Below are 15,230 nucleotides of genomic sequence, written 5' to 3' on the forward strand. Positions count from 1 at the left end.
GGATGGATTTGAAGCAGAAATATATTTTTATCGAAGGCACCAACTGCCCTGTGACGGTGCGCGGTAGGCTCCTCCAAGTCTTTAGACGGAGCGTGAGCGGAGAGCTCTTTAAGGGGCTTTGGCTTGTGCTAAGAGAGATGTTGCGCTTTAACATTCACACCACACAATACCCCAAAGAGAAGCTTCCTCTCTCGCCTAGATATCGGGCGATTCATGAGTTGCTCAGGCTTCTAGAGAGTGGAAATGAGCGCTGCATCGGGTGTGGCTTGTGTGAGAAGATCTGCATTAGCAATTGCATTCGCATGGAGACCTCTTATGGAGAGGATGGACGCAAAAAAGTACATGAGTACACCATTAATTTTGGGCGTTGCATCTTTTGCGGTTTCTGCGCGGAGGTTTGCCCTGAGCTAGCGATTGTTCATGGCGGACGCTATGAGAATGCCAGCGAACAGAGGGCGCACTTCGGGCTCAAAGAGGATATGCTCACCCCTATGGAGCGCTTCATGAATCAAGGACAGAAGGAGTTTCCTGGTTTTGGGGCTTTAAGTCAAGACGCCGATTCCAAGGTCAAAAAGACCCCTCTAGCCTACTTCACTCCCAAAGGAGAAGAGAATGTTTGAGACCATCGCCTTTTATCTTTTTGCCGCACTCAGCGCTTCGATGTTTTTGATTGTGGTGACCACTAACAATGTTCTTCATGCCCTAAGCGCGCTAGCCGCAGGGATGATCTTCATCTCAGCCTTCTTTTTTATGCTTGGCGCGGAGTTTCTTGGGGTGGCGCAGATCATCGTCTATACAGGAGCGGTGATGGCGCTTTATGCCTTTGGAATGATGTTTTTTGATAGCAGTAAAGCGATCAAGGAGAAAGAGGAGAATCGATGGGTTCTTTGGGTCTTGATTGGAATCGTCACGCTTTTGCTTTTAGTGATTCTAGGCGCCCCCTTTATCCATCTCTCGCTTGATGCACGCCATCCTATTCCTGAGGGGGTTGGTAACACCGAGGCGATTGGCTATGTTCTTTTCACCCAATACCTTGTGCCTTTTGAGCTAGCCGCAGTGATGCTCTTGGTGGCGATGATCGCAGGAATCGTGCTAGCGGGCAAAAAGATGGATCAATCCCTCACGCTTATGAGCGATGAAGAGGCGGAGATTCTTCTTAAAAAAACCAAAAAAAGGAGCTTTTGATGGTCACCCTCAACCACTACCTTATTCTCTCGTCACTCCTTTTTATGATTGGGCTTGTTGGGGTGATGCGGCGCAAGAATCTCCTCATGCTCTTTTTCTCCACAGAGATCATGCTCAATGCCGTCAATGTTGGTTTGGTCGCAGCGGGCAAATACATGAATGATATGGCGGGGCAGATGTTCTCGTTTTTTATCATTGCGGTGGCAGCGAGCGAGGTGGCCGTGGGGCTTGGACTGCTTATCCTTTGGTATAAGAAAAATGGCAGTCTGGATTTGGATAATCTCCAGCTGATGAAAGGATAAGGGATGTTGGAAAACCTTCTTTACACAGCGCTTTTTGCTCCCTTGGTGGGGTCGCTATTGAGTGCAACTTTGGCCGCTGGATCCAAGAGGCTCTTTTTGGGAATCCTCACCTCCGCTCTTTTGGCGCTCTCTATGGCCTGCTCCATCGCACTTTTTATCTACACTCTGCATGGAGCGAGCGTAGAGGCGAGGCTGATGGATTGGATTGGGGCGGGAGATCTCTCCCTCTCCTTTGGGTTTGTGGTCGATCAGGTGAGTGCCACCATGATGTTGGTGGTGACGGTGGTCTCCACGATGGTGCACATCTTCTCCATTGGCTACATGAAGCACGACCCCTCGTTCAATCGATTCTTCGCCTACTTGTCGGCGTTTGTCTTCTCGATGCTTGTTTTGGTCATGAGCGATAACTATCTTGGGCTCTTTATCGGATGGGAAGGAGTGGGGCTCTGCTCTTGGATGCTGATTGGATTTTGGTATCACAAAGAGAGCGCGAGTTTTGCCGCCAACGAGGCGTTTATCATGAACCGAATCGCCGATCTTGGGATGTTGCTTGGAATCTTCTTGCTTTTTTGGACCTTTGGAAGCGTGCGCTATGAGGAGGTCTTTACGCAAGCGAGTGAAGTGGAGAGCTCCACTCTCACGCTCATTGGATTGCTCCTTTTTGTCGGCGCGATGGGAAAATCGGCTCAATTTCCTCTGCACACATGGCTAGCGGATGCGATGGAGGGGCCCACGCCTGTTTCGGCGCTCATCCACGCTGCCACCATGGTCACCGCGGGGGTCTATCTGGTGATTCGCTCCCATCCTATCTATGATCTGATTCCTGATGTGGGCTATCTCATCGCTTGCCTAGGGGCGTTTGTAGCGATTTTTGCCGCGAGCATGGCACTGGTTAATCGCGACTTGAAGCGAATCATTGCCTACTCCACGCTCTCTCAGCTTGGATATATGTTCGTGGCTGCGGGTATTGGGGCTTATTGGGTGGCGCTTTTCCACCTTATGACACATGCCTTTTTCAAATCGCTCCTCTTTCTTGGTGCGGGAAATGTCATGCACGCGATGCACGATAAGCTCGATATCACCAAGATGGGAGCGCTCTATAAGCCCCTCAAAGCCACGGCGATTCTGATGATTCTTGCCTCGGTGGCGCTGGCGGGAATCTACCCCTTTGCGGGATTCTTCTCTAAAGACAAAATCCTAGAGGCGGCCTTTAGTCAGGGTCATTTTGTCCTTTGGTTTATGCTCTGGGTGGGCGCAGGACTCACTGCCTTTTATAGCTTTAGGCTTATTATGCTTGTCTTTTTTGTCCCCAAAAATCATGACGAGCATCCTCATGAGGCCTATCCCTATATGATTGGCGCGATGATTCCTTTAGCGATTTTAGCGGTAGTGAGTGGGTGGTTTGAGAGCCCCTTCCATCATTATGTGGGCGCACTTTTGCCCCTTCATGACAAAGAGCTGGGGGTGATGACTCACTGGGCTCTTATCTTTTTGGCTAGCGCCATGGCTCTTAGTGGAATCTTCTATGCGGTCTATAAATACTACAAAGGAGGATTTGATCCCTCATGGGAGAAGAGTCGAATCTACAAGCTTCTTAGCGCGCAGTATTACATCCCCCAAATCTATGAGAAGTGCGTCATGATTCCCTACAAGCGACTCTCAGAGATGGCTTGGCGAATGATTGATTTAAAGATCATCGACTTCACGGTGGATCTCATTGCAAGGGCGATTTACAAGAGTGGAGAGTGCGCACGACCCATTCAGAGTGGGAACCTCTCCAAAATGTTGCGCCTCATGCTCTTTGGTTTGGCGCTCCTTTTGGTGCTCATGATTTTTGGAATACGAGGGTAGGGCATGGAATATCTATTAACATTATTGATCTTTTTCCCCGCAATTGCTGCGCTTATGGCGCTTTTGGTGAATGAAAACATCAAATCTTTCGCGGTGGTGGTGAGTGCCCTAGAGCTTGTGTTGGCCTTGGTGCTGTGGGCTAATTTTGACACCCAAAGCGGTGAGATGCAGTTTATCCACCATCTCCCCCTGGTGGCGAGTTATGGAATCAACTACTTTGTGGGCGTGGATGGAATCTCCCTCTTTTTGATCATTTTGGCGACCTTCATCTCGCTCATTGGATTCATCTCGCTCAATGAGCCCAACGAGACCAAAAAGCTCATCGTCTCGCTCCTCTTTTTAGAGACGATCATGGTGGGGGTTTTTTCTGCACTGGATGCGATTCTTTTCTACCTTTTTTGGGAGCTCTCCTTGGTGCCGATGCTCTATATTATCGGAGCATGGGGAAGTGGCAAGCGAATCTATGCGGCGGTGAAGTTCTTCCTCTATACCTTCACGGGCTCGCTTGTGATGCTCGTGGGGATGCTCTACTTTGCCTACACCTACTATCAGACTACAGGAATCTGGACCTTCTCGATTCTGGATTGGCATATGCTAGTGCTCCCTTTAGAGCTCCAAAAATGGCTATTTATCGCCTTTTTTGCGGGGATTGCGATCAAGGTTCCGATGTTCCCCTTTCACACTTGGCTCCCCTACGCCCATGGGCAAGCCCCCACGATAGGTTCAATCATCCTTGCCGCGGTGCTTCTTAAGATGGGAACCTATGGTTTTGTCCGATTCTCTCTCCCTCTCTTTCCTGATGCCTCGGTCGCCTTTGCGATACCTATCGCGATTCTTTGTCTTGTGATGATCATCTATGGAGCGATGGTCGCCTACGCCCAAGAGGACATGAAGCAGGTGATCGCCTATAGCTCTATCTCGCACATGGGAGTGATTGTTCTTGGAACTTTTGCGCTCAATGTCGAGGGAATCAGCGGCTCGATCTTCTTTATGTTAAGCCATGGGATCGTGAGTGGGGCGCTCTTTATGCTAGTGGGGGTGATCTATGAGCGGCGCCACACTAAGCTCATCGCCAAGATGGGCGGGATTGCTAGCGTGATGCCCTACTACGCCACGATCTTTGGTCTTATGTTGATGGCTTCGGTGGGATTGCCTCTCACGATGGGCTTTGTGGGTGAATTCCTCTCTCTGCTTGGATTCTTCAAGGCCTCTCCATGGATTGCCTTTTTGGCAGGAACAAGCATCATCTTAGGTTCAGTCTATATGCTGGTGCTTTTTAAGCGAGTCTTTTTTGGCAAGGTGACTTGCGAGGAGAACGCTGCCCTCAAAGACCTCAATGGCACAGAGCTAGCAGCGCTTTTGCCCTTGGTGGTGGTGGTGATTTGGCTTGGAATCTACCCCAAGCCCATCCTCGCTCCTATTGATGTGAGTGTCAAAGGGATGATGGAGCTCATGCAACAAAAAGCGCGCACCCAAAGCGCTAAAGAGTGGCTGGGGACACCCAAAGCAGAAGGAGGCCTATAATGCTAGAAGTTGTCAATATTCCCCTAGAGAGCCTCAATCTTTCCACTATCTTGCCCATGGCGGTGGTCATTGCGGGTGCGCTGGTGATTCTTGGAATCGACCTCTTCACCAAGAATAGCTCGCGCAGTTTTTACACGATGCTAAGTGTTATTTTTATCGTGCTCGATTTGGGTGCAGTGCTCTATTTTGAGGGGTATAGCCGAGGGTTTTTTGATTTTATGCTCATCGATGGAATCTCAATTCTCTCACAGTTTATTATTCTTATCGCCTCCGCGCTCTTTATCCCTTTGGCGCTCACCTCGAAGCGATTCCATGAATTTTCCTATCCGGAGTATTATGCGCTCTTCCTTTTTATGATCGCAGGATTCCAATTCATGGTCTCTAGCGATCATTTGATTCTTATTTTTGTAGGCTTAGAGACCGCTTCTCTCGCCCTCTATACGCTCATCGCGATGCACAACCGTCAAAGCGCCTTTGAGGCAGCGATCAAATATTTCACCATGGGAGCTTTGGCGGCGGGATTCTTTACCTTTGGCTCGATGCTGCTCTATGTGGCCAGCGGCACGCTTGAGCTCAATGTAATGGCCGAGGTGCTAGTGGAGCGCGACTTCCAGCCGTCTTGGCTCGTCTTTGCAGGATTTGTTTTCCTCTGCTCTGCCATTGGCTTTAAAATTTCACTTGTCCCCTTTCATACTTGGACGCCCGATGTTTATGAGGGCACCAACTCTGTCTTGGCAGGTTATATGTCGGTGGTCCCTAAGATCGCTGGATTTATTGTGGCGATGAGGTTTTTTGACATTTTCTTGGCTTCGGAGATTGAGTGGGTGCGCAACCTTCTCTATTTCCTCACGATTCTCACTATCACGCTTCCCAATATCATGGCCTTGGTGCAGGAGGATGTGAAGCGGATGCTCGCCTACAGCTCCATTTCGCACGCAGGATTCGCGCTTGCAGCCATCATGATCAACACCACACAGTCCACCAGTGCCCTCTTTCTCTATTGGATTCTTTTCCTCTTCACCAACCTTGGAGCCTTCACGATGTTGTGGGTCTCTAGGAGTAAGATCAATCATTGGAATCATCGCTACGATCACCCCTATGAGCGATTCTCGGGGATGGCAAGAATCATGCCTGTGGGGGCGATTCTCATGGGAATCTTCATGTTAAGCCTCGCGGGCGTGCCCCCCTTTGCGGTCTTTTGGGGCAAGATGTATCTCATGAGCTCTGCGCTAAATAGTGGTTTTATCGTGCTAGCACTCATCATGGCGGTCAATAGTGCCATCTCGGCCTACTACTATCTCAAACTCATCATCTATATGTTCCTCAAAGAGCCTCAAAAGAGCAATGAGCGGGATGTCTTCATGAAAAACGCCACGATGCCCCTAAGGACGATCATCGGACTTTCAGCGAGTGTGGTGATTCTTTCAGTCTTTTTTGTGGATAGACTTTTGGATTTTATCCTTAAGTATGTGGAGTATAGCGGATTCTAATCCCCCTCCTCCGCGCCCTTTAAAGAGGCAAAGATGGTATAATCTCCATAAAAAACAGGGAGTTTCATGCCTCTTTGGTTGCTTCTCTTTTGGCTCTTTCTCACTCCACTTTGGTCGCTAGATGTGGTGATTAATAGCGGAAAGGAGGAGGGCAAGAGCTTTGCAGTGCTCAATCTTGTGCATGATCAGCTCTTCCCTTGCAAAGAGGAGATCAATCGACATGGTGAAGTCGAGCAGGTGATCTGTCTTTTGGAAGGCAAACCCTCCACCCCTTTCACTCAGAGCAACACCCTCTTTTTCAAGGTCGAAACCAAGCGCATCGATTCCTCCCTCTATCTAGTCATCACGCCTAAAAAGCGCGCCAAACTCTTTGCGCTTCATGTTGATCCCAGAACCCAAGCTCCCCTTTTGAAGGAGGAAGCCAAGCTCTCTAAGCGTTGGCAGGTGGTTGGATATGAGGAGAAGATTCCTTTTTTGGGGGAGAAAAAAAGCATGGGGATCAACTTCCCTATCGCCATGGAGGGGACGACCACCCCTTTTATTGAAGCATTGGATGTTTTCAAAAAACCCCTCATCATTGAGAGCGGCAATGATGTTCCTTTCTATTTGAGCGCCAAGAGCCTCATGGAGCGTCACTCCTATAAAGAGGCACTAGCGGCTATTGATGAGGCGTTGGTGCGCTACCCTGAGACAATTTTTAAGCGTGATCTTCTGCTTTTTAAGATTCGTGCGATGGAGGCGCTTAGCGACCCTGAGAGCATGGAAGATTTGGTGGGGTTGGCCAAAAGCTGGAGTCGAGCCTATCCTTCAGATGCGAGTATCCCCGAAGTGCTCTATGTGCTGGCAAAGGCTTATGGGAATATGCGCTTTTTTGATGAGGCGCGCTACTACTATGAGCGGCTCTTTAGTGAGCACAAAGGGGATAATTTCGAGCTTTTGGCCAAGATTGCGCTTGCTGATGAGCTCCTTAAGCGCGGGGATAACAAGCGCGCTCCTCAACTCTACACCGATGCGCTCAATGAGAGTAAAAATCTAGAGACCGCTTCGCTTGCCGCGGTAAGACTGGCGGATTATCAGATATCCAAAAAGAACTTCAAAGAGGCCGAATCGCTTCTGCTTAAGGTCTTGGAAGCCAATCCAAGCCATTTCCAAAAAGAGCCCTCCAAAACCCATGCGATGCTAGAGCGATGGGTGGATCAGGGCTTTTATGGCGCGAGTGCAAGAATCGCTGAGGAGCTATGGAAGGGCAAGGTGGAGGATGATGATTTGGATGAGCGCCTCATCCGTCAAGCGGGGATATGGTATGAAGCGGCCGAGCGCTTTGATGACGCGCATCGAATCTATCGCCTCTACAAAGAGAAGTATGCCAATCGCTCCGCGATCAAGGAGATCATCGAGCGGGATGATAAGCTTCTTTTTGTGCTGGATGAAAACAACGCCACCAAGCGCCTGGAGCGTCTTGACCATGTGATTAAGAGCTATCCGGGGACGCCCGAAGAGAGGCGAGCCTATGAGCGCAAGGCCGAGACTTACGCTGAGCTAGGGGAGTATCCCAAGGTGCTTGAGATTGAGCGCCATTTAGATCCAAATCACCCCGCACTCCTCTCATCGGCCACCAAGCTCGCCCAAGAGGCACTCAAGAGAGAGGATTGCAAGAGCGCCTCTTTCTATCTGCAGAAATATTCCTCTTTGGCTTTAGGGAATGAGGAGAAGATTCAGGGTTTTGATTGTCTCATGAAATCTTCCCTCCTAGCCAAAGCCCAAGAGCTCGCCCAAGAGGGGATCGCCCTCCCTGATCTCTCCTGGCGTCTTGAGTGGCTCTATCGCTACGCCAAAGTATTGGAGGCCTCGATGAATTTCCCCAGGGCGACTTTGGCCGCTAGAGACACGCTGGTGCTGGCCGATTCGCTCAAAAAGCCGATTTTTAATGATATCGCCTTCACTCTCTTTAACGCACTGGTGAAGCAGAATCGAGAAGAGGAGGCTAGGGAGGTCTTTGCGCGCCTCCAGAAGCAATTCCCTGAGGATAATCGCATGATTGAGGCGTATAAGAGCATGCTTGTTTGGGCGTCCAAGCGCTTGGATGAGACGGCGATTGAGATTTATGCCAAGGAGCTCTTGCGTCTCCAAAAGCTCCACGCTAGACCAGAATATTCGCCTTGGGCGGAGCTCACCTATATCGAATCGCTCCTAAGAACGCAGCGCTTCAAAGAGGCTTTGGGAATCACAGAGGAGCTCTCTAGGCTAACGCTAGAGCCAGAGGAGCGCATCAAGACCCTTTATATTCGCGGCTCTATTGCCCAGCGTCTTGATGAAAAAGCTCTAGCCAAAGAATCTTTTGAGCAGTGCTCCAAGGTCGAAGGCGTGAGTGCATGGAAGAATCTATGCGCCGAGGCGTTAAAATTACTCAACTAAATGAGCCCTTTGGGGTTTTGAGCTTACAGAGAAGGAGGATGGGATGGAGCTAGAGGAGCTGAGAAGCTATTTTGAAGAGAGCTATCGATTTTTGCATGAGTATGACGAGCCTCTTTGGGAGAGGGAGAATATCAAGCGTCTTTTTCAAGGGATAGAGGAGCGCCTAACACGCCTAGAGGAGGCATTTGCTCCCAATGGAGCGAATCTACCCGTAGAGATTGGAGGGCGTTTTTTCTTTGTCTATCAAAATGGTTCTTGGCTCTTTAAGTATGCGCTATTGACTACTTTAGAAAAAGGTCGCAATGGAGGAGCTTGGATAGATCGAGGATTCTTAAAGATCACCCCCTCTTTAGAGCGAGAGAAGTATGCCCAAGAGTTTCAAGAGATAGAAGAGAGGATTATTTCACTAGGGCTTTGCCTGCAAGATTTGACATAGGAAGAGGCGTGCAAGAGATAGTCGAGGTTTGTTCAGATATAGGGGCGACGATCAAGCGCTTGGCTAAAAAACACAAGATTCATCCCCGAAAAATCGATTTTGAGATTTTGGGACTCAATACTTTTTTAATCAAAGGGGAGGAGCTTCAGAAGGTCAGCGCTCAGGCTCTTTATGAGATCGCCTACTCTCCCTATGAGATGAGACAATTTTATAAAGTGCGATTCTTTGTGCGCGGCAAGGAGCTTGAGCCTTTCCTCTTTTCAATTCGAAGTGAAGAGGAGGGGACGAAACTCATCGCGGCGATTTCACTTGAACGGCTTCCCGCCTTGGATGAAAAATTTATCCCTACGCTCAAGCATTTTCTCCAAAAGAGAATGGCGCTTGGGGGCTATATTTGGGGGCTTGGGGGAAAGCGCATGGAGGAGGAGATCGCTCGATTCTTCGCCACGCTCCTGAAACGCTCCGCCCTTAAAGGGGGTGCGGTCAAACTCACGCTATGTGAGCTGAGAATCCCTGAAGCGATCAAGCCCGCTTCGCTTAAACTCCTCTCCAAGCCCTATGGACAGGGAAGATTGCTGGAGGGGAGTGAGCTCTTGGAGGGGGCGATTTTGAAAGTGGAGGCGGGAGAGGTGATTCTTCGTTATCGCAAACCCACCTACAAAGCCGCTTGGAGGAGCTGCAAGGGGGAGTGGTTTGGCGAGGGGAGCTACCCGATAGGAATCATCAAGGGGGAGGGGCTTGAGCAGGTCGAAAACGAAGAGAATATCGAATACAAAGCCCAAAAAGAGGGATTTGCTTCTATTCTAGAGGGGAGACTCAGTGTGCTGGAGATGCCCATCATTGAGAGCCTTGATTTCAAGCGATCCAAGAATCTTGCCGACCTTGGGATTGAGAGGCTTCAAATTCTCAACGAAGAGAGCTCTATGGATGCGATCGCCCAAGGGGTAGAGCTGGAGATTCCTTATCTGGTGGTCAAAGGAAATGTAGGACCCGCCACTATTGTCTCCAAAGAGCTCAAAATCAATGGACAAATCCACGCTCGCGCCTCTTTGAGCGCTGAAGAAGCAACCCTTCTTTTTCTCAAAGGTTCGCTCAAGGCCTCCAGGGCTCAGGTGAAGTTTTGCGAATCGGCTCACCTAGTAGTGGAGGAGTTAAAAGCAAGCTATCTAGGCGGGACAACCACTTTTTTTGAGGAGGCTGAGGTGGAGCGACTAGGCTCTAATAATACGCTTCATATCGGTAAAAGCCTCCGACTTAAGGAGGTGATGGGAAAGGGGAATGTTCTTGCTTTTGACCCTTTTGCCTCCAAAAAGAGCAAGCGTCAATTGGATTGGCTCAATCACCAGAGGGAGTTTTTTGAGGAGGTGACGCGCGGAGGGCATTGGCGAGAGAGGGAGATTCATCAAGAGAGGGTGAGAATCAAGCTCTTTCTTGAAGAGATCCAGAGTCGTCAAACCCTCATCGAAGGGATGGGAGAGGCGGTTGCTAGAGAGCTTTTGAAGGCTCAATCTTCCCAAGAGCTTCGCCTCAGGCGAAATGAGCGAATCCTAGAGGCGATGCGCCACTCCAAGGAGCGTCTAGAGAGGCTCAAGGAGGAGATCAATACACTTAAAGAGAGGGTGCTTGGAATCACTTTGGAGTGTCAAGAGGGAATCGGAGAAGAGAACACCATTCTCTTTAGGCTCCCTAGTGGAGAGAGTCTGGAGTTTATCCCTCCCTACCCTTTGGGGCGAGTGGGCTTGGTCAAAACTGAGGAGGGAGAGTATGAGGTCTCGTATGAGCGACTTTTTAAAGGGGCTAAGCCCCAAGGGGGAGGCGTATCGTGAGCGATTCCTTTGATCCTTCTCTTGCGCTTGATTACTCCATCTACTTAGAGCGAGTCGCCTCCTTACTCCAGCCCCATCCTAATGGCTGGCTTTCGCTATTTGATAAGAGCAAAAAGAGCTACTATCTGTTGGATATCGCTCAAAAGAGTCTTAAACAAAAGATCGCCCTTGATATGGCCAAGGGAGAGAATCCTGAGTTTGGGCGCGCGAGTATTGCACAAGAGATTCCTAGGTTTGCCTTCATTGAGCCAGATGAAGAGCATGTGAGGGTGATGGATGGGGCGAGTTTGCAAAATATTGCCACGATTCATTGTGCCAAAAGCAAGGTGGAATCAATCCACCTCACTTCTGATGGCAAGGGGCTTTATACGGGCGGCAAGGACGGCTTGATCACGCTTTGGGATGTGGAGGAGAAGAGGGTGGCCGCCCAAATCTCCAAGCATCAGGACTTTGTCTATCTGATCAAAGAGAGCCCATGCGGGGAGTTTATTCTCTCTGTCGGCTATGATCGAAGTCTCTTTTTGTATCACAAAGGCAGAGGGATGAGGGGGGAGCGCATCCATGTCGCCTCTCATTTGCCGCGCTCGATTCTCTTTTTATCTGGTGGGTATGTCGCCATCGGAGAATCAAGGGGAGAGGTGGTGATTTTGGATTGTCTTTTGGGGCGCGTGGCGACTCGATTCCGTGTGACGCATGAGGAGATTATTGCCATGGAGGCTTTGGGGGAGGGGGTGATTCTCTTTTTGAGCAAATTTGGAAAGCTTGGAAGCGTCGATTATCTAAAGGGTGAAGTGAGAAGCGATGACTATCTTCCCGCCAAAAAACGCTACGCCTCTATGGCTCTGGAGGCTCAGGGTGAGAGGCTCGTTCTCTCCACCCAAGATGGCTATATTCGCTCTTACAAATTAGGAGAACTTTTGCCTTGGCTTGAGAGGCTGGTGGAGAAAGAGGAGACGAATCACGCCTATGAGCTCATGGCGGCTCATCCTCATCTTCGGGGAAGCAAGAGTGCCATGGTGCTTGAGGCACGATTTGAGATCGCCCTTTTGGAGGCATGGGGGCTCATGGAGGAGGAGCGAATCTCTGAGGCGCAACAGCGACTCGCGCTCTATTTGACGATTCCTGAGAAACGCATGATTGTGCAAAAACATATCGAGCAACTGCGCCAGATTCCTGATCTGCGCTCCTATCTCAAAGATTCTTATCTTTTGCGGGCACACTCTTTGGTGCAGACTCGACCCCTCTTGGCTCAAACTTCCACTGCCAAGTCAATGGATGAGAGCTTTTTGAAGGCGCTTTGGAGCGCTAAAGAGCTTTTGAAGAGAGGACAAAAAGAGGAAGCGGATAAGGCGATCTTTATTCACAAAGCGGTGAATGCGCGCTCAAAAATGATCAAAGAGGTGTTCTCTAATCCTTTTTTGATTGACACCGTGCTAGAGACGATTCAAAAGGGCGATTATCGGCGCTATTTTGAGCTGAAACGCCAGTTTTCGGTGGTCTCATTTTTGCCTCAAGCCAAGGCGTTTGAGGAGAGAGAGGAGGAGCTCTACTTTGAGCTTGAAGAGGCATTTTGTCTGGGGAATTTAGAGCGAGCCAAAGAGTGCGTGGAGATACTCCTCCTCTTCCCTAAAGGAGAGGAGCGAGTGAAACCTTGGGCTCAGAAGATCAAGGAGTTTAAGGGGAAAATCCCCTTGGAGGTGGAGTAGGGAACTACTCCACCTCCGCGTCGATTACATCGTCATCTTTTTTCTTGCCCGCGTTGGCTGTGTTTCCTTGTTGGGCATCGGCTGCTTGGGGATTCTCTTTTTTATACATCGCTTCGGCTAGTTTATGGCTCACTTCGGTGAGGGCTTTCACCTTCTCATCGATCTCCTCTTTAGTGAGATTCTCTTTTTTGAGCGTCTCTTTGAGGTCGTTAATGGCGCTCTCAATCTTGGTGCGCTCACTCTCTTCGAGCTGATCTTTAAACTCGCCTAGGCTCTTTTCGGTCTGATAGAGGAGTGAATCGGCTTGGTTTTTGGCTTCGATCATTGACTTTCGTTTGGAATCTTCTTCTTTGTGGAGCTCAGCGTCTTTGACCATTTTTTCGATCTCTGAATCGCTTAGGCCGCTAGAACCTGTGATTTTGATCTCTTGAGATTTGCCTGTGGCTTTATCTTTGGCGGAGACGGTGAGAATCCCGTTGGCATCAATGTCAAAAGTGACCTCGATTTGGGGCACACCCCTAGGAGCGGCAGGAATTCCGCTGAGCTCAAACATACCCAAAGATTTATTGTCTCTAGCGAGCTCACGCTCACCCTGAAGCACTTGGATGGTGACGGCGGGTTGATTGTCCTCAGCCGTGGAGAAGACTTGAGATTTCTTCACAGGGATGGTGGTGCCACGATCGATAATCTTGGTCATTACGCCTCCAAGGGTCTCGATTCCAAGAGAGAGGGGGGTGACGTCTAGGAGGAGAACATCTTTGACATCCCCCTTGAGCACGCCCCCTTGAATAGCTGCACCAAGGGCAACCACCTCATCGGGGTTGACTGATTTGTTGAGCTCTTTGCCGATAAAATCTTTGACGCGTTGTTGGACTTTGGGGATACGAGTCGAGCCGCCCACCATCACCACTTCGGCGATATCAGACTTTGCAAGACCCGCGTCTTTAATGACGAAGTCGATCTTTTGGATCGTCTGCTCGATAAGGTCATCAATGAGACTCTCAAATTTGGCTCGTGAAATCTTCTTCACCAAGTGCTTAGGACCTGTAGCATCGGCGGTGATGAAGGGGAGGTTGATCTCGGTCTCGTTGGCAGAGCTCAACTCTTTTTTGGCGTTTTCAGCGGCGTCTTTGAGTCGTTGGAGCGCCATCACATCTTTTTTGAGATCGATTCCATTCTCCGCTTCAAACTCCTTGGCCGCCCAGTCGATGATTCGGTTGTCAAAGTCATCTCCGCCCAAGAAGGCGTCTCCGCCCGTGGCCAAAACCTCAACGACATTGTCACCCGTTTCCAAAACAGTGACATCAAAGGTTCCGCCCCCGAGGTCATAGACCACGATCTTTTCGGCGTGTTTTTTGTCCAAGCCATAAGCAAGAGCGGCAGAGGTAGGCTCGTTGATGATTCGCAAAACATTGAGTCCAGCGATGGTGCCCGCCTCTTTGGTCGCCTTTCGTTGAGCGTCATTGAAGTAGGCAGGGACAGTGATAACCGCCTCGCTCACCTCTTCGCCAAGATAGGCTTCGGCATCCTCTTTGAGTTTCATGAGAATTTTCGCACTAATCTCTTGAGGAGTGTAGACCTTATCAGCGATCTCCACCGCGCACGCGCCATTTCGATCAACCACTTTGTAAGGGAGGCGTTTTTGAGCCTCTTTGGCCTTATCTTCGCTCATCATCAAGCCCATGATTCGCTTGATGGAGTAGATGGTTTTTTGGGGATTGGTGATCGCTTGGCGCTTGGCGGGATCGCCCACTAAAATTTCGCCCTTATCGGTGAATGCAACCACGGAAGGGGTGGTATTACGACCCTCTTTGTTGGCGATAATTTTTCCTTCATTTCCTTCAAAAACAGCCATGGCAGAGTTGGTGGTGCCAAGGTCGATTCCTAGAACTTTTCCCATAGGTTTGCTCCTTTTTAAGTTTTATTAATTTAGTTGGATTTGGCAATGCTGACCATCGCAGGGCGCAAAACACGCTCTTTGTAGCGATAGCCTTTTTGGAACACTTGAACAATTTCGCCCTCTTGGTGCGAAGGACTTGGAACTTGCATGATGCACTCATGAAGATGAGGATCAAACTCTCCCTCGCAAGCGATCATTTCGATTCCGTGGCGCTGGAGCACCTTAGAGAAGTTGTCCAGCGTGAGCTCTAGACCCTCTTTGAATTTGGCCTGAAGCTCGCTCTCTTCACCTGAGACTTCATTGGCGCTTTTGAGCGCAATCTCTAGGGTGTCAACGATGGGAAGCAGATCTTTGGCGATCTTCTCATAGGCGTATTCAAGCGCCTGAAACTTTTCACGCTCTAATCGTTTTTTGGTGTTTTCAAAGTCAGCATGGACGCGAAGATAAGAATCTTCCAGCTCCTTGATTTTGGCTTCTAGCTCCGCCTCTTTGGAGCCATCACTACCACTCTCTGGAGTGGAGGGTTGACTCTCCAAGGAGACCTCCTCTTCTTGTGGTTCAGCGTTGGCGGGATTGTCGTTCATGAGCGAATTCT

At 49.6% G+C, this 15,230-nt stretch carries 12 protein-coding genes; 10 read left to right on the plus strand and 2 right to left on the minus strand.

From position 1 onward, the window contains the following. The first annotated feature begins 2 nt into the window (after positions 1 to 2). The 10 genes from nuoI (at position 3) to WS_RS02430 (ending at position 12,735) form a co-directional block, all read left to right on the plus strand. Positions 3 to 620 carry an NADH-quinone oxidoreductase subunit NuoI gene (nuoI, locus tag WS_RS02385; protein ID WP_011138422.1) on the plus strand — a complete coding sequence of 206 codons (618 nt, stop codon included), beginning with the start codon at positions 3 to 5 and terminating at the stop codon, positions 618 to 620. Continuing rightward, positions 613 to 1,185, plus strand: coding sequence for an NADH-quinone oxidoreductase subunit J (locus WS_RS02390; protein WP_011138423.1), 573 nt, complete (start codon positions 613 to 615; stop codon positions 1,183 to 1,185). The genes nuoI and WS_RS02390 overlap by 8 nt, the downstream gene beginning before the upstream one ends. Beyond that, positions 1,185 to 1,487 carry an NADH-quinone oxidoreductase subunit NuoK gene (gene nuoK / locus WS_RS02395; RefSeq protein ID WP_011138424.1) on the plus strand — a complete coding sequence of 101 codons (303 nt, stop codon included), beginning with the start codon at positions 1,185 to 1,187 and terminating at the stop codon, positions 1,485 to 1,487. Before WS_RS02390 ends, nuoK begins: the two co-directional genes overlap by 1 nt. Positions 1,488 to 1,490: 3 nt before the next feature. After that, complete coding sequence (nuoL, locus tag WS_RS02400) at positions 1,491 to 3,338, plus strand: NADH-quinone oxidoreductase subunit L (protein WP_011138425.1); 1,848 nt, start codon at positions 1,491 to 1,493, stop codon at positions 3,336 to 3,338. A gap of 3 nt (positions 3,339 to 3,341) precedes the next feature. Continuing rightward, positions 3,342 to 4,862: an NADH-quinone oxidoreductase subunit M gene (locus WS_RS02405; RefSeq protein WP_011138426.1), complete on the plus strand. Its 1,521-nt coding sequence runs from the start codon at positions 3,342 to 3,344 to the stop codon at positions 4,860 to 4,862. Continuing rightward, positions 4,862 to 6,352, plus strand: a complete 1,491-nt coding sequence (gene nuoN, locus WS_RS02410) for an NADH-quinone oxidoreductase subunit NuoN (RefSeq protein ID WP_011138427.1) — start codon at positions 4,862 to 4,864, stop codon at positions 6,350 to 6,352. Before WS_RS02405 ends, nuoN begins: the two co-directional genes overlap by 1 nt. Positions 6,353 to 6,418: 66 nt before the next feature. Next, entirely contained in the window at positions 6,419 to 8,767 is a 2,349-nt protein-coding gene (locus tag WS_RS02415) for a tetratricopeptide repeat protein (protein WP_049770622.1), read from the plus strand. A 43-nt stretch (positions 8,768 to 8,810) separates the two neighbouring features. Further along, positions 8,811 to 9,203, plus strand: a complete 393-nt coding sequence (locus WS_RS02420) for a hypothetical protein (RefSeq protein ID WP_011138429.1) — start codon at positions 8,811 to 8,813, stop codon at positions 9,201 to 9,203. Positions 9,204 to 9,211: 8 nt separating this feature from the next. Further along, on the plus strand, positions 9,212 to 11,029 hold the full coding sequence (locus WS_RS02425) for a hypothetical protein (RefSeq protein ID WP_011138430.1): 1,818 nt from the start codon (positions 9,212 to 9,214) through the stop codon (positions 11,027 to 11,029). Then, positions 11,026 to 12,735 carry a WD40 repeat domain-containing protein gene (locus tag WS_RS02430; RefSeq protein WP_011138431.1) on the plus strand — a complete coding sequence of 570 codons (1,710 nt, stop codon included), beginning with the start codon at positions 11,026 to 11,028 and terminating at the stop codon, positions 12,733 to 12,735. The genes WS_RS02425 and WS_RS02430 overlap by 4 nt, the downstream gene beginning before the upstream one ends. A gap of 4 nt (positions 12,736 to 12,739) precedes the next feature. Here the strand turns inward: WS_RS02430 and dnaK are convergent, their stop codons facing one another. After that, complete coding sequence (gene dnaK / locus WS_RS02435; RefSeq protein WP_011138432.1) at positions 12,740 to 14,635, minus strand: molecular chaperone DnaK; 1,896 nt, start codon at positions 14,633 to 14,635, stop codon at positions 12,740 to 12,742. Between the two features lie 29 nt (positions 14,636 to 14,664). Continuing rightward, on the minus strand, positions 14,665 to 15,219 hold the full coding sequence (gene grpE / locus WS_RS02440; protein ID WP_011138433.1) for a nucleotide exchange factor GrpE: 555 nt from the start codon (positions 15,217 to 15,219) through the stop codon (positions 14,665 to 14,667). Between the last annotated feature and the right edge of the window lie 11 nt (positions 15,220 to 15,230).

The organism is Wolinella succinogenes DSM 1740, from assembly GCF_000196135.1.
GTDB classification, from domain to species: domain Bacteria; phylum Campylobacterota; class Campylobacteria; order Campylobacterales; family Helicobacteraceae; genus Wolinella; species Wolinella succinogenes.